We start from the raw sequence: 17,302 nt of genomic DNA on the forward strand, positions 1-17,302 counted from the left end.
GGGCATGCAGTCGAGCAACGGTCGTGCCCAGGGTCCCGGGGAGGGCCCCGGGAGTTCGGCCGACAATCAGGAAGATCACGGCGTGGCCCCCCGCGACGTGGCGTACGAGGACCCTTGGTACGACGAGCTGGCCTCGGGCTGGGGCGAGCCGACAGGGACAGGTGTGCCGGGGTCGGCGGTGCCGCCCGCCCGCGAGGAGCCGGACGGAACGGCGGCTCGCTCTCGTGCGGTGTACGTCGAGGTGCAGCGCAGCACGGCCTTCCAGGAGGTGCGCACCAGGTACCGGCGGTTCGTCGTGCCGGGAGTCGCCGCCTTCCTCGCGTGGTACGTGGGCTATGTCGTCACCGCCACGACCGCGCCGGGGCTCATGGCCCGGCCCGTGGCGGGAGCGGTGAACGTGGGCATGCTGGCCGGGCTCGGACAGTTCCTCACCACCTTCCTGCTCACCTGGGCCTATGCCCGGCACGCGCGGCTCCGGCGGGACCGGGCGGCGCTGGAGCTGCGCTGGGACACCCAGGAACTGACTCGCGAAGCGCGCGGAGGTGCCTCGTGACCGGACACCATCAGACGCTGGCGCTGCTGCTGTTCAGCGGGTTCGTGGCCGTCACCCTGGGAATCACGACGTGGGTGAGCCGTCGCCGGCACGGTTCCGCGGAGGAGTTCTACGCCGGAGGGCGGCTGTTCTCGCCCATGGAGAATGGTTTTGCCATCGCGGGTGACTACATGTCCGCCGCGTCCTTCCTCGGGGTCACCGGGCTGATCGCGCTGTACGGGTACGACGGGATGCTGTACGTGGTGGGCTTCCTCGTGGCGTGGCTGGTCGTGCTGTTCCTGGTGGCCGAACTGGTGCGCAACTGCGGGCGGTTCACCCTGGCCGACGTGGTGGCCGCGCGGATGAGCGAGCGGCCGGTGCGGATCGCCGCGGGAACTTCCTCGGTGACGGTGTCCGTTCTGTATCTGGTGGCGCAAATGGTCGGCGCGGGCAGCCTGGTGGCGCTGCTGCTGGGGCGGACCAGCGGGGCCGCGCAGGCGTGGGCGGTCATCGGGGTCGGTGCCCTCATGGTGATCTATGTGTCGTTGGGAGGGATGCGGGCCACCACCTGGATCCAGATCGTGAAGGCGGTCCTGCTGCTGAGCGGCACGATCGCGTTGACCGTGCTCGTTCTGCTCCGCTTCCACGGCGACGTCGACCGGCTGCTGGTCACGGCCGCGGACCGCAGCGGTCACGGAAGGGCGTTCCTGGCGCCGGGACTGAAGTACGGCGGGACCTGGACCGCCCGCGTCGACTTCATCAGCCTCGGTCTCGCCCTGGTGCTGGGCACGGGCGGGCTGCCGCACATCCTGTCCCGCTTCTACACCGTCCCGACGGCACGGGCCGCCCGCCGTTCCGCGGTGTGGTCCATCGGGCTGATCGGCAGCTTCTACCTCATGACGATCGTCCTCGGCTTCGGCGCGGCTGCCGTGCTGGGGTCCGACGCGGTGCGCGGTTCGAACGCGGCCGGCAACACGGTGGTGCCGCTCCTCGCCCTCGACCTGGGTGGCGGCGCGGGCTCCACCGGTGGCACGGTGCTGTTCGCGGTGGTGGCCGCCGTCGCCTTCGCCACGATCCTCGCCGTGGTCGCGGGCATCACGCTCGCCTCGTCGGCCTCGGTGGCGCACGACCTGTACGCGTCGCTGCGGCGGTCGCGCGGCAAGGCACGCAGCGAGGTGGCGGTGGCCAGGTGGGCCGCGGTCGGCATCGGTATCGCGGCGATCGGGCTCGGCCTGCTGGCCCGTGACTTCAACGTCGCCTTCCTCGTCGGTCTCGCCTTCGCCGTGGCCGCGTCGGCGAACCTCCCGGTCCTGCTGTATTCGCTGTTCTGGCGCGGCTTCACCACCCGTGGCGCGGTGTGGGCCGTGTACGGCGGGCTGATCCCGGCGATCGGGCTGGTGCTGCTGTCGCCGGTGGTGTCCGGTGGCCCGGCCTCGCTGTTCCCGGACGTCGACTTCCAGTACTTCCCGCTGCAGAACCCGGGCATCGTCTCCATCCCGCTCGGCTTCCTCGCCGGCTGGCTCGGCACGATCACCTCGGACGAGGCGGCGGACGAGGCCAGGTACGCGGAGACGGAGGTGCGGTCGCTGACCGGAGCCGGAGCTGTTTAGTGCCCTGGCCGGGAAGGTACGCCGGGTCGGCGGTTGGAACGGCTGGACGGGCGGTGTCGTCAGTTGCGACGCATGTGAGGGGTCGCGGCGGCCGCCCCCCGTCCACCTCGATGCCCTCCGCGTCCATGACGGTCACACCGGTAACGCGGCCGCTTCCTGACGCGTCGCTGGAAAAGAGTTGCGGGCCGTTGTCGATTCGGCCGCGTCCCGTTCGACGTCATGATGTGCGGCGCCTCGCCACACGATGATGCGACAGGACCGGATGAGGACACACGTGGATCAACTGCTGAGAGTCATGAACTTCAACGTCTCGAGTGACGGAATCGGGGCCGGTGAGCACCAGAGTCTCGAGCGGCCGTTCGGCCTCGACCATCCCGAGAGGCTGTTCGCCTGGGCCGGAGCCACGGCGAGCTGGCCCATGCGCACGGATCCCGGGGGGAGCCGGGGCCTGGACGACTACTTCACGCGAGACTTCGCACACAACATCGGTGCCGAGATCATGGGCCGCAACAAGTTCGGGCCGCAGCGCGGACCCTGGCAGCATCATGGGTGGCGCGGCTGGTGGGGGGAGGAGCCCCCGTTCCACACTCCGGTGTTCGTCATGACCCACCACACGCGTCCTTCGTTCACGCTCTCCGACACCACGTTCCACTTCGTCGACGGCGACCCGGCCACAGTCCTCGAACGGGCGCGGGAAGCGGCGCAGGGCAAGGACGTCCGGCTCGGTGGCGGGGTCACCACCATCCGGCAGTTCCTTGATGCCGGCCTTGTCGACACCCTGCATGTGGCGGTCTCGCCGGTGAAGCTCGGGTCCGGACTACGGCTCTGGGAGTCCCCTGATGAGCTGCTCGACCGGTTCCACCTGGAGGTCGTGCCCAGCCCCAGCGGCGTGACGCACCACCTGTTCTGGCGAAGGTGACGCGAGGGGCCCACTCGAGTTCAGGCTGCGGCTGCGAGGGGGCATCCGCCCCAGCGGCTGCCCGTCCCGCTGCGGCTGCGCGCGCGTTCCTTGCGCTGCGCGGCGAGCAGGCGGTGGCGGGCGTCGACGTTGTGCCGGCGCAGGCAGCGGTGCAGGACCTGGGTCTGTGCCGGGTGGCTGAGGCGGTGGGAGTTGACCAGGTGAACTGGCGCAGCGGGCCGAAGCGGGCCTCGACCGGATTGGCCCAGGAGGCGTAGGTCGGGTGAAGTACAGCTCGGCCTTGTTCTTCTTCGCCCAGCGGCGGATGCCGGCGCCGGTGCGGGCGGAAAGGTTGCCAGCAGGATGCAGACGGTGTCCTCGCCGGCCCGGCACCAGGTGGGACACCACGGGCATCCTGTTGCGCCCGTCGAGGCGAGCAGCGTCATCGCGCGCCGGTACGCACCGAGCCGGTGCTGCCCCGGCCCACCCTCTGCCGCAGCTTCTGCCCCTCCTGGTCGGTCAGTCTGCGCAAGGCGGCTCAGCCGCCCCGCCTCCACGGACGGCCGGACCCCACCGCACATCCAACCGCCACGACCACCAGTCCGGCGAACTACGCGGTCACGGGACCAGCGGGTCATGAGTGCGCCGCAGGGATCACTACGGCGCCACCCAGGCGTACCGGTGTTCGGGCCGGCCGGTGTCGCCGTACTTCAGGGAGAGCCGGAGCCGGCCGACCTGTTCCAGGTGGCGGAGATAGCGCTGGGCCGTGGAGCGGCTCAGGCCGGTCCTGGCGGCCACCTCGTGGGCCGACAGGGGCTGGCAGGCGCGGTGCAGCACACCGCAGATCAGATCGGTCGTGGGCTCCGAGTGCCCGCTCGGCAGGCCCGGCGCGGACGGCGCGGGTGATGTCCGCAGCGCACCGAAGATCCGGTCGACCTGCTCCTGCCCGGTCAGGCCCCGGCCGCCGACCCGGTCGACCGTGCGACGCAGGGCGGCGTAGGAGTCGAGGCGGGCCTGCAGGGCGGCGAACGTGAAGGGTTTGACCAAGTAGTGCAGCGCCCCGAGGCGCATCGCCTGCTGGACGGTCGTCACATCACTGGCCGCGGTGATCATGATGACATCCGTGCTGTGGCCCTGTTCCCGCATGCAATGGACGAGATCGAGACCCGTCTGGTCCGGCAGATAGTGGTCGAGCAGGACCAGGTCGACGGCACCGCGTTCGACCGTGGCCAGAGCCTGGGCGGCGCTGTGTGCGCGGGCGGTCACCCGGAAGCCGGGAACCTTTCCCACGTACTTGGCGTTTATCTCAGCGACGCGGAAGTCGTCGTCCACGATCAGGACGTCAATCATCAGGCCTCTCCTTCAAGGCCGACGAGCGCAGAGCCCGTGTTCGGCTCCGCAGTTGTAGCGCGAGCAAAATGAGCACAACAGGTTCTTGCGAGCAAAAGAACTGGTTGTGCTCACAAGACTGCTGTCGTGGCCGGGGCCACACCTACTGTCCCGGCCCATGAGCGCACACACCAGCCCCGCCATCGAGCTGCGGGGCGCCGGCAAGACCTTCAGAACCCCGTCCGGGGGGCTGCACACGGCTGTGCACGGCCTGGACCTCACCGTAGGGCGCGGAGAGTTCGTGGCCGTCGTCGGCCCGACCGGTTGCGGCAAGTCCACCACGCTGACGCTGGTCAGCGGCCTGGAGGAGCCCACTGAGGGCGAGGTGCTGGTGGCGGGCGAGCCGGTCGACGGGGCCGGCGACAAGGTCGGCTTCGTCTTCCAGCAGGACGCCACCTTCCCCTGGCGCACGGTCCTGTCCAATGTCATGGCCGGGCCCCGTTTCCGGGGTGTGCCGAAGACCGAGGCCAAGGAGAAGGCCCGAGAGTGGCTGGCCCGCGTCGGACTTGCCGCCTTCGAGGACCGCTACCCGCACCAGCTCTCCGGCGGTCAGCGCAAGCGCGTGGCCCTCGCCGCCACGTTCGTCAACGACCCCGAGATCCTGCTGATGGACGAGCCGTTCTCGGCGCTGGACGTGCAGACCCGGGCGCTGATGTCGGACGAGCTGCTGGAGCTGTGGGAGGGCACGGGCGCCTCCGTCGTGTTCGTCACCCACGACCTGGAGGAGTCCATCGCGCTCGCCGACAAGGTCGTCGTGATGACCGCCGGACCCGCGACCGTGAAGCAGGTCTTCGACATCGACCTGCCGCGGCCGCGCAAGGTCGAGTCGGTGCGCCTGGAGCCGCGGTTCATCGAGATCTACCGCGAGATCTGGGAGTCCCTCGGTGAAGAGGTCCGCATCACGCGCGAGAGGGGTGCCGCCCATGTCGCCTGAGGCCATCACCGCGCCGGTCGTCGACACGGCCAAGGTCCCGGGCCGCGCCCAGTCGCGGGCCCAGGCCGCCCGCAGACGCAAGCTGGTCGTCTCCGCCGCCCGGGTGCTGCTCCTGGTGGCCGTGCTCGGCCTGTGGGAAGGGCTGTCCCGGGCCAAGATCATCGATCCGTTCAACTTCTCGATGCCCTCGCAGATCTGGGACCAGATCCACACCTGGGTGATGCACGGAACGGCACAGGGCTCGCTGGGCGAGCAGATCTGGGCCACGCTGCAGGAAGCACTGCTCGGCTGGATCATCGGTGTGGTCGCCGGTGTGCTCTTCGGTATCGCCCTGGGGCGGATCGCCTTCCTCGCCGACGTCCTCGGGCCGTACGTCAAGGTGCTCAATTCCATCCCCAGGATCGTGCTGGCCCCGATCTTCCTGATCTGGTTCGGTCTGGGCCCCGCCTCCAAGGTGGCATCGGCCGTGGTGCTCGTGTTCTTCCCGGTGTTCTTCAACGCCTTCCAGGGCGCCCGTGAAGTCGACCGCAACCTGGTGGCCAACGCCCGGATCCTCGGCGCGAGCAATCGCAGGGTGACGCTTCAGGTGGTCATCCCGTCGGCGACCTCCTGGATCTTCACGAGCCTCCACGTCAGCTTCGGCTTCGCCCTCATCGGTGCCATCGTCGGCGAGTACATCGGAGCCACCAAGGGCATCGGCCTGCTCGTCGCCGCCTCCCAGGGCACCTTCAACGCCGCCGGTGTCTACGCCGCGATGGTCATCCTCGCCGTCGTCGCCCTCGCCGCCGAGGGCCTGCTGACCTTCGCCGAGCGCCGCATCTTCCGGTGGAAGCCGGCGCACTCCGACTGAGCCCCGCCCCCGAGGCCCGGTGCTCCACGCCGCTCTGCCCGTACCGCCCTCTCACAAGGACGTGAACCGCCATGCGCAAGACCGCCAGATACGTTTCGCTCGCCGCCTCCGGCCTGCTGGCCCTCTCCTGCCTGACTGCCTGTGCCAATGACGCGGCCGGCAGCACCTCCGCCGATGCCGGCGGCAAGGGCGATGGGAAGGGTACGAAACTCAAGATCATGGTCGGTGGCCTGGACAAGGTCATCTACCTGCCGGCGATGCTGACCCAGCGGCTCGGCTACTTCGGCTCCGAGGGCCTCGACGTGGAACTCCTCAGTGAGCCCGCCGGTGTCCAGGCCGAGACAGCACTCGTCTCGGGCCAGGTCCAGGGCGCCGTCGGCTTCTACGACCACACGCTCGACCTGCAGACGAAGGGCAAGTCGGTGGAGTCCGTCGTGCAGTTCTCGCACGCGCCCGGCGAGGTGGAGGTCGTCTCCACCAAGCGCGCGAAGGACATCACCTCACCGAAGGACTTCAAGGGCAAGAAGCTCGGTATCACCGGCCTTGGTTCCTCGACGGACTTCCTCACCAAGTACCTGGCGGTCAAGAACGGTCTGAAGTCCAGCGATTTCACCCCTGTCGCCGTCGGCGCGGGTCCGACCTTCATCTCCGCGCTGCAGCAGGGCTCGATCGACGCCGGAATGACGACGGATCCGACCGTCGCCACGATCCTGGACAAGAAGGCCGGCAAGGTGCTCCTCGACATGCGCACCCCCGAGGGCTCGCAGAAGGCACTCGGCGGCCCGTACCCGTCGTCAAGTCTGTACATGCAGACGGACTGGGTGAACGGACACAAGGACACCGTCCAGAAGTTGGTCAACGCATTCGTCAAGACGCTCAAGTGGATGTCCACGCACAGCGCCGACGAGATCGCCGCAAAGATGCCCGCCGACTACTCCCAGGGTAACAAGACGCTCTACGCACAGGCCATCAAGAGCACCCTGCCGATGTTCACGGACGACGGCGTGATGCCCGAGGGCGGCCCCGAGACCGTCGAGAAGGTCCTCAAGGCGTTCAACCCCGACATCAAGAATGCCAAGGTCGACTTGAGCAAGACGTACACGACCGAGTTCGTCAAGGCGGTCAAGTGACCCCTGCATGAATCGCGCTCAGACGCGGGTCGCCCACACGTAACGGTGTTCGGGGCGGCCCGCGTCGCCGTACCTGAGGGTCAGCCGCGCCCGTCCGGTGCGCTCCAGCAGCTTCAGATATCGCTGGGCCGTCTGCCGGCTCAACCCTGTGCGCTCGGCGATCTCCTGGGCGGACAGCGGTGATTCGGCGTTCATCAGCGCCTGGCGCACCAGGTCGGCCGTCGTGGGGGAGTGCCCCTTGGGCAGCCCCGGCCCCGACGGCGCGGACAGGGCGCCGAAGATGCGGTCCACCTCCGCCTGCTCGGCCTCGCCGCCGCCGTCCAGGGTGCGCCGCAGCGCGGCGTACGCCTCCAGCTTGGCGCGCAGACCGGCGAACGCGAACGGTTTCACGAGGTACTGCAGCGCCCCCTGCCGCATGGCGTCCTGGACGGTCGACACGTCACGCGCCGCCGTCACCATGATGACGTCGGCCTGGTGGCCGCGCCGGCGCATCTCCCGTACGACGGCGAGACCGGTGTCGTCGGGCAGGTAGTGGTCCATCAGGACGAGGTCCAGCCGCGGCAGGGTCTCCACCTGGCGCAGCGCCTCCGCCGCGCTGTGCGCCTCGCCGGCCACGTGGAAGCCCGGCACCTTCGCGACGTACGCGGCGTTGACCTGGGCGACACGGGTGTCGTCGTCGACGACCAGGACCTCGATCACCGCGCCTCCTCCTCGGCGACGGCGGCGGGCCCCGGGGACTGCTCCGGGATCGTGGGCTCCAGCTCCGGCTCCGGCTCGGTCAGCGCCTCCGGCAGGACGACGGTGAACTCCGCGCCGCCGCCTTCCGCCGCTCCCACCGTCGCGCTCCCGCCCTGCCGTTCGGCGAGCCGGCGCACCAGCGACAGTCCGAGGCCGCGCTTGCCGTGCGCGGGCGGCTGCTTGGTCGACCAGCCCTCTGTGAAGACCAACTCCCGTTGGTCCGCCGGGATTCCGGGGCCCGTGTCGCGCACCCTGAGGACGACCGTACGGCCCTCGGTGCGCACCTCGACCTCCACGCGCGTGTGCAGGGTGCCGGCGACCGCGTCGAGGGCGTTGTCCACCAGGTTGCCGAGGACCGTCACCAGGCCCCGCGGATCGATCAGCCGGTCCGGCAGCCAGGTGCGTTCCGACACCCACAGCGCGACTCCGCGCTCGGCGGCGACGGTCGCCTTGCCGACCAGCAGCGCGGCCAGCAGCGGGTCCTGGATCTTCTCGGTGACCTGCTCGGAGGTGACCCGGTGGTCACCGACCACCTCGCCGACGAACTCCACGGCGTCGTCGTACATCTCCAGCTCCAGCAGGCCGAGCAGGGTGTGCATGCGGTTGGCGTGCTCGTGGTCCTGGGCACGCAGGGCGTCGATCAGCCCGCGCGTGGAGTCGAGTTCACGCCCCAGCTGCTCCAGCTCGGTGCGGTCGCGCAGGGTGGCGACGGCGCCGCCGTCGTCGGTGGGCATGCGGTTGGCGACCAGCACGCGCTGGCCGCGCACGGTGAGCAGATCGGTGCCGGTCACCCGGCCGGCCAGCACGTCCGTCGTGCGGCCCGTACCGAGCGCCTCGTCGGGGGTCTGCCCGACGGCCTCGTCACCGATCCCCAGCAGTCGCCGCGCCTCGTCGTTGAGCAGGCGGATCCGGCCGCCGCGGTCGAGGGCGACCACGCCCTCGCGGATGCCGTGCAGCATCGCCTCGCGCTCCGCGAGCAGCGCCGAGATGTCCGAGAAGGCCAGGTCCCGCGTCTGCCGCTGGACCCGGCGGGAGACCAGCCAGGCGGCCAGCGCGCCGACCGCGAGAGCGCCGCCGGCGTACGCGAAGAGCCCCGGGATGGCGTTGATCAGCCGCGCCCGCACGCTGTCGTAGGCGATACCGACCGAGACCGCGCCGATGATGCGGCGCCGGGCGTCGTACAGCGGCACCTTGCCGCGGGCCGAGCGGCCCAGCGTGCCCCTGTCGATCTCCATGACCTCCTTGCCCTTCAGGGCGTCCTTCGGGCTGGTGGAGACCTTCCGGCCGATGTTCGAGACGGTGGGATGCGACCAGCGCACCCAGTGAGTGTCCAGCACCACGATGTACTGGGCGTGCGTGGCCTTCCGGATCCGCTCGGCCTCCTTCTGCACCGGGCCGTTCGCGGTCGGCGGGGTGGTCAGGACGCCCTCGGCGATCTGCGGGTCCTGTGCCGTCGTCTGCGCGATGGCCAGCGCGCGGCGCTCCGCCTCCTGGTCCAGCTGCTTGCTCAGCGGCGCCAGGAACAGTCCTGTCGCGAGTACCGCGACCCCCGCGGCGATCGCCACCTGCATCAGCAGCACCTGCGAGAACACTCGCCGTGGCAGACCCAGGCGCAGGCGGCGGGCGGGGGGAGTCGGGCTCATGGCCACGACGGTACGTGGATCCGCGCGCCGGTCCCCAGGGGGTGGGCTGGGGATCTCTTGACCGATCGCCGAAAGAGGCGGTCGCTGCTGGAGGGAGCGGTCGTCAGCTCGCCGGCGTCGTCGGCCTCAGCTCGCGCACCGCCATCACGTCCATGCGCGTGGGCGAGCCGAGCACCGCCGCGCCGCAGCTCTCCGGGCGGGGCGGCAGCGACGCCCCCTGCACCACGCTCACCCGCCAGCGGCGGCCGTCGGCGTGCCCCACGGTCACCTCCCAGTCCGGGGCCTCGCCGTCGGTCCGCACAACGCTCAGCACGCCGGCCCGGTACTCGCCCGCCGTCGAGCGGACGGCCAGCTCGGCCGCCTGACCGGGCCGTTCCCAGGCGGAGCAGCCACGGCACCCCTCGACCACCACGCGCCCCTCCTGGGCGCCGTCCAGCGCTTCCTTGACGGTGTGCGCCTCGGCGCGGCCGTAGGCGTAGCCGTACGGCAGGACGAGCACGGTCGGCGAGAAACGATGTCCACCCAGATGGGTGACCTCCCAGACTCCGCGCACGCCCGAGGCGGACAGTTCGGTGGTGAGCGGACGGCCCAAGAGGGCGCAGCAGCGGTCGCGCTTGCCGTTGGTGCACACGAATGCGAGCGGATGGCCCTGGTGCGGCCGTCCGCCGAGTGCGGCGCCGAAGGAACGGTGGTCGCCGGCTCCGAGGGCGGCGAAGTCGAGGCCGAGCAGCAGCCGGGGATCGCGGGTGGTGGCGCTGTGCAGCCACACCCGGCCCGGCACGATGTGCGCGGCGTACATCTGCCGCACTGCGGGCCTGCCGGGGTCTGCGTGGCGTCCGGGGCGGCGGATGAGGGCGATACGGACGCCGGTTCCCTCGGCGGCCGCTTCCAGCGCACGCCCCAGTGTCCGGTCCAGGTGGCTCGAAGTGAGCGCCTTGGCGCCCCACGGGCCGGGCTGTTCCAGCAGCAGCCACGTCGTCGCCGTGGCCGCCGTACCGGAAACCGGCTCGTCGAGGCTCCGGGAGACGGTCGCACACCTACTCACAGAGGCGAGCCTAATCCGACTGCCCCTGGGGCGACTTCCGGCCATGTCGCGTCCTGCGCAGGGAGGGCGTGCCTGTGCCGGTGGAGGCGGCCATGGACCGGCGGCCTACTCCGGGAGCGGCTGCGGGGGCCGCCGGCCGACGTAGTGCCCCACCGGGCGCATGCGCAGGGGGCGCTCGCCGTACTCCTCCAGGGCGTGTGCGATCCAGCCCGCGGTCCGTGCGACGGCGAAGATCGTCTCGCCGGCCGTGGCGGGCATGCCACTGGACGCGGTGAACACCGCCAGGGCCAGGTCGACGTTGGCGTGCAGCGGGGTGTGCCGGGCCGTCGTGGCGGCGATGTCCCGGGCGGCGAGCAGGGCGGACTCCGCGTGCGGTACCTGCTCCAGGAGGTCGAACAGCACACGCGCGCGTGGATCCTCGCCGGCGTACAGCCGGTGGCCGAGCCCGGGGATCCGGCGGCCCGCGCGCAGCTCGTCGGCGATCACCGGGACCGCCGTGCCCTGGTCGAGCACGTCGAGCAGCATGCGGTGGGCGGCGCCGCTCGCGGCACCGTGCAGCGGGCCCTCCAGGACGCCGAGCCCGGCCGAGACGGCCGCGTAGGCGTGCGCGCGGGCCGAGGCGGCGACCCGCACGGCGAGTGTCGAGGCGGCCAGGTCGTGGTCGGCGAGCAGGGCGAGCGCCGTGTCCAGGACGTGCAGGGACGCCTGGTCGGCGGGACGGCCGGTGAGCCGGCCCCACAGCCGCTGGGCGAGCCGGTCGCCGTCCTGGTGGTCGCGCCGGGCCGGCGGCAGCGCGGCGACGAGCGTGGGGATGAGGATCCGCGCGGTGTTCAGCACGGCGTCCTCGGAGAGGTCGAAGCGCAGCGGGTCCTCGGCGGCCGCGGCGACGGCCGCCACGCGCAGCCGGTCGGTGGGGGAGGCGTGGTCGGACAGGGCGTCCACGGCTCGGCGCGCGACCTCCACGGTGCGGCCGGGCGCGGTGAGGGTGACGCCCGCAGTGAGCCGGCCCGTCCACAGCCACTCGGCGACCTCCTCGTAGGAGTGACGAAGTGCCAGCTCGACGGCGTCCACGCCGCGGAAGTAGTACCTGTCCCGCTCGATCAGCGTGATGCGGGTCCGGACGGACAGGTCACCGCCGGAGCCCGGGGTCCCGGCCGCCTCCCGCCGGTGGCGCCGGGCGAGCGCCTCGACCTCCCTGGCCTCGAAGGTGCTGGCACGGCCGCCGGGCTCGCGTCTGCTGCTGAGCAGGCCGCGGCTCACGTACGCGTACACCGTCTCCGGCTTCACGCCGAGCAGTTCGGCGGTCTGCTTGGTGGTCAGCCTGCGCCCGGGACGGCCGGGAGCGGGTTCGTCATCGTGCATGAGGGTCACCGTAGCCGTCTCTGCACACATTGATCCGCTCTCATTGATCAAATCAATATTGACAAGAAATCAGTCAAGCATGGACAGTCGGATCAAGTCCAGGGAGGAGAACCATGGCCATCAACGGCACCGCAACCCCCCTCGTCAAAGCGCCGCGCGGCCTCGCCGGCGTGGTCGTCACCGACACCGAGATCGGTGACGTCCGGGGACGCGAGGGCTTCTACCACTACCGCCAGTACTCGGCCGTCGAACTCGCGCGGACCCGCGGTTTCGAGGACGTCTGGCACCTGCTCGTCCATGGCACGCTCCCGGACGCGCGGCGCCGTGCCGCCTTCACCGCCGAGACGGCGGCGCTGCGGCACCTGCCCGAGGAGGTCGCCGCGGCGCTGCCCGCCATCGCCGCGGCGAGCCGCGCCTCCGGCCCGCTGTCCGGGCTGCGTACGGCCCTGTCCCTGCTGGGCTCGGCGCGGGGGCTGCGCCCGGTGTACGACATCGACGCCGACCGGCGCCGTGCCGACACCGTGGCCGTCTGCGCGACGGTGCCCACACTGCTCACCGCGCTTCACCGGCTCGGGCGGGGCCTCGACCCGGTCGAGCCGCGCGAGGACCTGCCGTACGCCGCCAACTACCTGTACATGCTCACGGGTGAGGAGCCCGAGCCCCGGCGGGCCCGTGCGGTCGAGCAATACCTGATCTCCACCATTGATCATGGATTCAATGCATCAACCTTCACGGCTCGCGTCATCGCCTCCACCGGCGCCGACGTGGCGGCCTGCCTGACCGGTGCCGTGGGCGCCCTGTCCGGCCCGCTGCACGGAGGCGCGCCCAGCAGGGCACTGGACACACTCGACGCCATCGGCACCCCGGACCGTATCGACCCCTGGATCCGCGAGCGGGTGCTCGCCGGTGACCGGATCATGGGGTTCGGGCACGCCGTCTACCGTACGGAGGACCCCCGTTCACGGATGCTGCGCGAGATCGCCCTCGCCTTCGGCGGCCCGCGCGTGGACTTCGCCGTCGAGGTCGAACGCCGGGTCGAGGCGATCCTCGCCGAGCTGAAACCCGGCCGTGAACTCCACACCAACGTCGAGTTCTACGCCGGCGTGGTCATGGAACTCTGCGGGCTTCCCCGCGAGATGTTCACCCCCACCTTCGCGGCGGCACGGGTGGTGGGATGGAGCGCCAACATCCTGGAACAGGCGGCCGACTCGAAGATCATCCGTCCCGTGGCGCGCTACGTGGGACCGCAGCCGCCGGTCGCGGTACCGGCCGCCCTCTGACCCGCGCCCGCCGGCGCCGACGCCCTCCTATCCTGGTCCGGCAGCCGTCCACAGGAGAGAGGTCACCCGTTGGGGAACAGCAGCGGTCCGCAGATCCCGGTCGTCGTGCTCGCGGGGTTCCTGGGCTCCGGGAAGACCACCCTCCTCAACCACCTCCTGCACCGCAGCGGAGGCAGCCGTATCGGGGCGATCGTCAACGACTTCGGTGCCATCGAGATCGATGCGATGGCCGTCGCGGGCGCCCTCGGAGACTCGACCGTCTCGCTCGGCAACGGCTGCCTGTGCTGCGCCGTCGACGCGAGCGAACTCGACGTCTACCTGGACCGGCTCGCCGACCCGGCCACGGGCATCGACGTGATCGTCATCGAGGCCAGCGGGCTCGCCGAACCGCAGGAACTCGTGCGGATGGTGCTGGCCGCCGAGCACCCGAGGGTCGTCTACGGCGGCCTGGTCGAGGTCGTGGACGCCGCGGAGTTCGACGACACCCGCGCCAGGCATCCCGAGATCGACCGGCACCTGGCCCTCGCCGACCTGGTCGTGGTGAACAAGCTCGACCGGGCCGGCGACGGTGACCGGGTGCCCGCTCTGGTGCGGTCCCTCGCGGACCGTGCCGCCGTGGTCCCGGCCACCTACGGCCGCATCGACCCGGAATTCCTCTTCGACTGCAGGCCGAGCGAGGAGCGGCTCGGGCAGCTGTCCTTCGAGGACCTGCACGAGCCCACCGCGGGCGACGACGACCACGCCGGTCACCTGCACGCCGGATACGACAGCCTGCCCTTCACCTCCGCGGCCCCCCTGGAACCCCGCCGGCTCATGCGCTTCCTGGACGGCCGGCCGGAGGGGCTGTACCGGATCAAGGGGTACGTCGACTTCGGGCCGTACGACCCCCTCAACCGGTACGCCGTGCACGCCGTCGGACGGTTCCTGCGGTTCTACCCCGAGCCCTGGGGGCCTGCCGACGCCCGGTTGACCCAGCTCGTGCTGATCGGCTCCGGCATCGACACCGAGGCCCTCGGCCAGGAGCTCAAGGGGTGCGTGAACGACGCCCCACATGCCGACGAACACGGCATGTGGGGCGTCCTGCGCTATGTCCAGGGCTCCGAGGAGGAGCCCGGCGCTCCGACGTACGGCGCCTAGCGTGGCGACCGGAAAGGTTCACCGGCTCGCGACGCCCGGCAAACCTTTCCGGTCACAGCACTAGAGGACCGGACCCGCGATCACCGCCACCGTCTTCGCCAGTGACGTGCCGGAGCCGTCCCGGCGCGGGTCCGGCTCCGGCAGCTCCGCCGGGCTGCCGTTCTTCTGCGCCGCGCGCGCCGGAACGGGGCCCGCCCAGGCCAGGGACAGGCAGTCCTCGCCCTTCAGGAACCGCTGGCAGCGCACACCACCGGTGGCCCGGCCCTTGCGCGGGTACTGGTCGAACGGGGTCAGCTTGGCCGTCGTCTGCACCGAGTCGTCCAGCGTGCCACGCGAGCCGGCCACCGAGAAGACCACCGCGTCGACGGCCGGGTCGACCGCCGTGAACGAGATGACCTTGGCGCCCTCGGTGAGCTTGATGCCCGCCATACCGCCGGCCGGACGGCCCTGCGGGCGCACGATGGACGCCTGGAACCGCAGCAGCTGTGCGTCGTCGGTGATGAAGACCAGGTCCTCCTCGCCGGTGCGCAGCTCCACCGCGCCGACGATCCGGTCGCCCTCCTTGAGGGTGATGACCTCCAACTCCTCCTTGTTGGAGGGATAGTCGGGCACCACGCGCTTGACGACACCCTGCTCGGTGCCGAGCGCCAGACCCGGGGACGACTCGTCCAGCGTGGTCAGGCAGACCACCGTCTCGTCGTCCTCCAGGGAGACGAACTCCGCCAGCGGCGCGCCCCCGGAGAGGTTCGGCGCCGCCGCCGTGTCCGGCAGCCGGGGCAGGTCGACCACGTTGATCCGCAGCAGACGGCCCGCCGAGGTCACCGCGCCGATCTCGCCGCGCTGGGTCGCCGGGACCGCCGAGACGATCACGTCGTGCTTGACGCGCCTGGCGTCCGTCTGCTCCGGGAACGGCTCGTCGGTCGACGTACGGGCCAGCAGACCGGTCGAGGACAGCAGCACCCGGCACGGGTCGTCGGCCACCTGCAGCGGCACCGCGGCCACCGCGGCGCCCGCGGACTCCAGCAGCACCGTGCGCCGGTCGGTGCCGAACTTCTTGGCCACGGCGGCCAGTTCCGCCGAGACCAGCTTGCGCAGCTCCGCGTCCGACTCCAGGATCCGGGTCAGCTCCTCGATCTCCGCGGTGAGCCGCTCCTTCTCCGCCTCCAGCTCGATGCGGTCGTACTTGGTGAGCCGGCGCAGCGGCGTGTCGAGGATGTACTGCGTCTGCACGTCGCTCAGCGAGAAGCGCTGCATCAGGCGTTCCTTGGCCTGCGCGGAGTTCTCGCTGGAGCGGATCAGCCGGATGACCTCGTCGATGTCGACGAGCGCGGTCAGCAGACCCTCGACCAGGTGCAGCCGGTCACGCCTCTTGCCGCGGCGGAACTCGCTGCGCCGGCGGACCACGTCGAACCGGTGGTCGAGGTAGACCTCCAGCAGCTCCTTCAGGCCCAGCGTGAGCGGCTGGCCGTCCACCAGGGCGACGTTGTTGATGCCGAAGGACTCCTCCATCGGGGTCAGCTTGTACAGCTGCTCCAGGATCGCCTCCGGCACGAAGCCGTTCTTGATCTCGATGACCAGGCGCAGACCGTGCTCGCGGTCGGTGAGGTCCTTGACGTCGGCGATGCCCTGGACCTTCTTCGAATTGACCAGGTCCTTGATCTTCGCGATGACCTTCTCGGGACCGACCGTGAAGGGCAGTTCGGTGATGACCAGGCCCTTGCGGCGGGCCGTCACCGTCTCCACCGACACCGTGGCACGGATCTTGAAGGTGCCGCGGCCGGTCGCGTACGCGTCCCGGATGCCGTCCAGGCCGACGATCCGGCCGCCGGTGGGCAGGTCCGGGCCCGGGACGTGCTTCATCAGCGCGTCCAGGTCCGCGTTCGGATGCCGGATCAGGTGGCGGGCGGCCGCGATGACCTCGCCGAGGTTGTGCGGCGGCATGTTCGTCGCCATGCCGACCGCGATGCCCGAGGAGCCGTTGACCAGCAGGTTCGGGAAGGCGGCGGGCAGCGCCACCGGCTCCCGCTCCTGGCCGTCGTAGTTCGGAGCGAAGTCGACCGTGTCCTCGTCGATCGACTCGGTCATCAGACTCGTCGCCTCGGCCTGCCGGCACTCGGTGTACCGCATGGCGGCCGGCGGGTCGTCGTTGCCGAGCGAGCCGAAGTTGCCGTGGCCGTCGACCAGCGGCACGCGCATGGAGAAGGGCTGTGCCATGCGCACCAGGGCGTCGTAGATCGACGCGTCACCGTGCGGGTGCAGCTTGCCCATGACCTCGCCGACGACGCGCGCGCACTTCACATAGCCGCGGTCGGGGCGCAGGCCCATTTCGTTCATCTGGTAGACGATCCGGCGGTGCACCGGCTTGAGGCCGTCACGGGCGTCCGGCAGGGCGCGCGAGTAGATGACCGAGTACGCGTACTCGAGGTAGGAGCCACGCATCTCGTCCACGACGTCGATGTCGAGGATCCTCTCCTCGAACGAATCGTCGGGCGGCGGGGTCTTCGTGCTGCGGCGGGCCATCGCTGCCTGGCTCCTTGCTGAAGCGTGGGACGGATCTGACGCCGACCATTGTGGACCGAGGCACCGACAACCCGTGCCACGACCCGGTCCCTGCGGGCTTCCCGGACCCGCGCAGCCCGGTCCGGCGGGGGCTGCGCGGTCCCCTGTGGGCGTATGTCCCGCGGGAACTTCGCCGACGGCCCGGACGGTTTGCATACAGTGGCAGGAACGGCAGGAAAACCGCGGTTTCCACAA

14 protein-coding genes and 1 pseudogene are annotated in these 17,302 nt (G+C 70.9%); 8 read left to right on the forward strand and 7 right to left on the reverse strand.

From position 1 onward, the window contains the following. Positions 1-4 precede the first annotated feature (4 nt). The 3 genes from ABZ919_RS03045 to ABZ919_RS03055 all read left to right on the forward strand — a co-directional run bounded on the left by ABZ919_RS03045 (position 5) and on the right by ABZ919_RS03055 (position 3,061). The gene (locus ABZ919_RS03045) at positions 5-553 is read left to right on the forward strand and encodes a DUF485 domain-containing protein (RefSeq protein WP_361241924.1); all 549 of its coding nucleotides are present in this window, start codon (positions 5-7) and stop codon (positions 551-553) included. Continuing rightward, a complete protein-coding gene (locus ABZ919_RS03050) occupies positions 550-2,142 on the forward strand; it encodes a cation acetate symporter (RefSeq protein ID WP_361241927.1) in 1,593 nt (530 codons plus the stop codon). The genes ABZ919_RS03045 and ABZ919_RS03050 overlap by 4 nt, the downstream gene beginning before the upstream one ends. A 274-nt stretch (positions 2,143-2,416) precedes the next feature. Next, positions 2,417-3,061 carry a dihydrofolate reductase family protein gene (locus ABZ919_RS03055; protein ID WP_361241930.1) on the forward strand — a complete coding sequence of 215 codons (645 nt, stop codon included), beginning with the start codon at positions 2,417-2,419 and terminating at the stop codon, positions 3,059-3,061. A 20-nt stretch (positions 3,062-3,081) separates the two neighbouring features. On the opposite strand, the pseudogene ABZ919_RS03060 reads toward ABZ919_RS03055, so the two are convergent. After that, a pseudogene (locus tag ABZ919_RS03060) lies at positions 3,082-3,394 on the reverse strand (hypothetical protein); the annotation flags it as partial. Between the two features lie 303 nt (positions 3,395-3,697). Continuing rightward, positions 3,698-4,390, reverse strand: a complete 693-nt coding sequence (locus tag ABZ919_RS03065; RefSeq protein ID WP_361241933.1) for a response regulator — start codon at positions 4,388-4,390, stop codon at positions 3,698-3,700. A gap of 157 nt (positions 4,391-4,547) precedes the next feature. Here ABZ919_RS03065 and ABZ919_RS03070 point away from each other — a divergent pair, with 157 nt between their 5' ends. The 3 genes from ABZ919_RS03070 (at position 4,548) to ABZ919_RS03080 (ending at position 7,343) form a co-directional block, all read left to right on the forward strand. Beyond that, a complete protein-coding gene (locus ABZ919_RS03070; protein WP_361241936.1) occupies positions 4,548-5,363 on the forward strand; it encodes an ABC transporter ATP-binding protein in 816 nt (271 codons plus the stop codon). After that, positions 5,353-6,213 (forward strand): ABC transporter permease, encoded by an 861-nt coding sequence (locus ABZ919_RS03075; protein ID WP_361241939.1) that lies wholly within the window; start codon positions 5,353-5,355, stop codon positions 6,211-6,213. Before ABZ919_RS03070 ends, ABZ919_RS03075 begins: the two co-directional genes overlap by 11 nt. Positions 6,214-6,284: 71 nt before the next feature. After that, positions 6,285-7,343 carry an ABC transporter substrate-binding protein gene (locus tag ABZ919_RS03080; protein WP_361241942.1) on the forward strand — a complete coding sequence of 353 codons (1,059 nt, stop codon included), beginning with the start codon at positions 6,285-6,287 and terminating at the stop codon, positions 7,341-7,343. Positions 7,344-7,361: 18 nt separating this feature from the next. Here the strand turns inward: ABZ919_RS03080 and ABZ919_RS03085 are convergent, their stop codons facing one another. From ABZ919_RS03085 to ABZ919_RS03100, 4 genes are all read right to left on the reverse strand, one after another. Continuing rightward, on the reverse strand, positions 7,362-8,042 hold the full coding sequence (locus ABZ919_RS03085) for a response regulator (RefSeq protein ID WP_361241945.1): 681 nt from the start codon (positions 8,040-8,042) through the stop codon (positions 7,362-7,364). Further along, complete coding sequence (locus ABZ919_RS03090) at positions 8,039-9,724, reverse strand: sensor histidine kinase (protein WP_361241948.1); 1,686 nt, start codon at positions 9,722-9,724, stop codon at positions 8,039-8,041. The genes ABZ919_RS03085 and ABZ919_RS03090 overlap by 4 nt, the downstream gene beginning before the upstream one ends. 103 nt (positions 9,725-9,827) lie before the next feature. Further along, a complete protein-coding gene (locus tag ABZ919_RS03095; protein WP_361241951.1) occupies positions 9,828-10,769 on the reverse strand; it encodes a sucrase ferredoxin in 942 nt (313 codons plus the stop codon). A gap of 105 nt (positions 10,770-10,874) precedes the next feature. Next, the gene (locus ABZ919_RS03100) at positions 10,875-12,131 is read right to left on the reverse strand and encodes a citrate synthase (RefSeq protein WP_361241954.1); all 1,257 of its coding nucleotides are present in this window, start codon (positions 12,129-12,131) and stop codon (positions 10,875-10,877) included. 113 nt (positions 12,132-12,244) lie between these two features. On the opposite strand from ABZ919_RS03100, the gene ABZ919_RS03105 reads away from it, so the two are divergent. Both ABZ919_RS03105 and ABZ919_RS03110 read left to right on the forward strand, forming a co-directional pair. After that, a complete protein-coding gene (locus ABZ919_RS03105) occupies positions 12,245-13,411 on the forward strand; it encodes a citrate synthase/methylcitrate synthase (RefSeq protein ID WP_361241957.1) in 1,167 nt (388 codons plus the stop codon). Positions 13,412-13,480: 69 nt separating this feature from the next. Then, positions 13,481-14,548 carry a GTP-binding protein gene (locus tag ABZ919_RS03110; protein WP_361241960.1) on the forward strand — a complete coding sequence of 356 codons (1,068 nt, stop codon included), beginning with the start codon at positions 13,481-13,483 and terminating at the stop codon, positions 14,546-14,548. Positions 14,549-14,608: 60 nt separating this feature from the next. Here ABZ919_RS03110 and ABZ919_RS03115 read toward each other — a convergent pair whose 3' ends face one another. After that, entirely contained in the window at positions 14,609-17,068 is a 2,460-nt protein-coding gene (locus ABZ919_RS03115; RefSeq protein WP_361241963.1) for a DNA topoisomerase IV subunit A, read from the reverse strand. Between the last annotated feature and the right edge of the window lie 234 nt (positions 17,069-17,302).

The organism is Streptomyces sp. NPDC046759 (assembly GCF_040645475.1).
Lineage (GTDB): Bacteria > Actinomycetota > Actinomycetes > Streptomycetales > Streptomycetaceae > Streptomyces.

Excerpts from the sequence above, each read along its gene's own strand:
- ABZ919_RS03045 (WP_361241924.1), top strand. The coding sequence starts at position 5 with ATGCAGTCGAGCAACGGTCGTGCCCAGGGTCCCGGGGAGGGCCCCGGG.
- ABZ919_RS03065 (WP_361241933.1), bottom strand. The coding sequence starts at position 4,390 with ATGATTGACGTCCTGATCGTGGACGACGACTTCCGCGTCGCTGAGATA.
- ABZ919_RS03070 (WP_361241936.1), top strand. The coding sequence starts at position 4,548 with ATGAGCGCACACACCAGCCCCGCCATCGAGCTGCGGGGCGCCGGCAAG.
- ABZ919_RS03075 (WP_361241939.1), top strand. The coding sequence starts at position 5,353 with ATGTCGCCTGAGGCCATCACCGCGCCGGTCGTCGACACGGCCAAGGTC.
- ABZ919_RS03080 (WP_361241942.1), top strand. The coding sequence starts at position 6,285 with ATGCGCAAGACCGCCAGATACGTTTCGCTCGCCGCCTCCGGCCTGCTG.
- ABZ919_RS03090 (WP_361241948.1), bottom strand. The coding sequence starts at position 9,724 with ATGAGCCCGACTCCCCCCGCCCGCCGCCTGCGCCTGGGTCTGCCACGG.
- ABZ919_RS03100 (WP_361241954.1), bottom strand. The coding sequence starts at position 12,131 with ATGCACGATGACGAACCCGCTCCCGGCCGTCCCGGGCGCAGGCTGACC.
- ABZ919_RS03105 (WP_361241957.1), top strand. The coding sequence starts at position 12,245 with ATGGCCATCAACGGCACCGCAACCCCCCTCGTCAAAGCGCCGCGCGGC.
- ABZ919_RS03115 (WP_361241963.1), bottom strand. The coding sequence starts at position 17,068 with ATGGCCCGCCGCAGCACGAAGACCCCGCCGCCCGACGATTCGTTCGAG.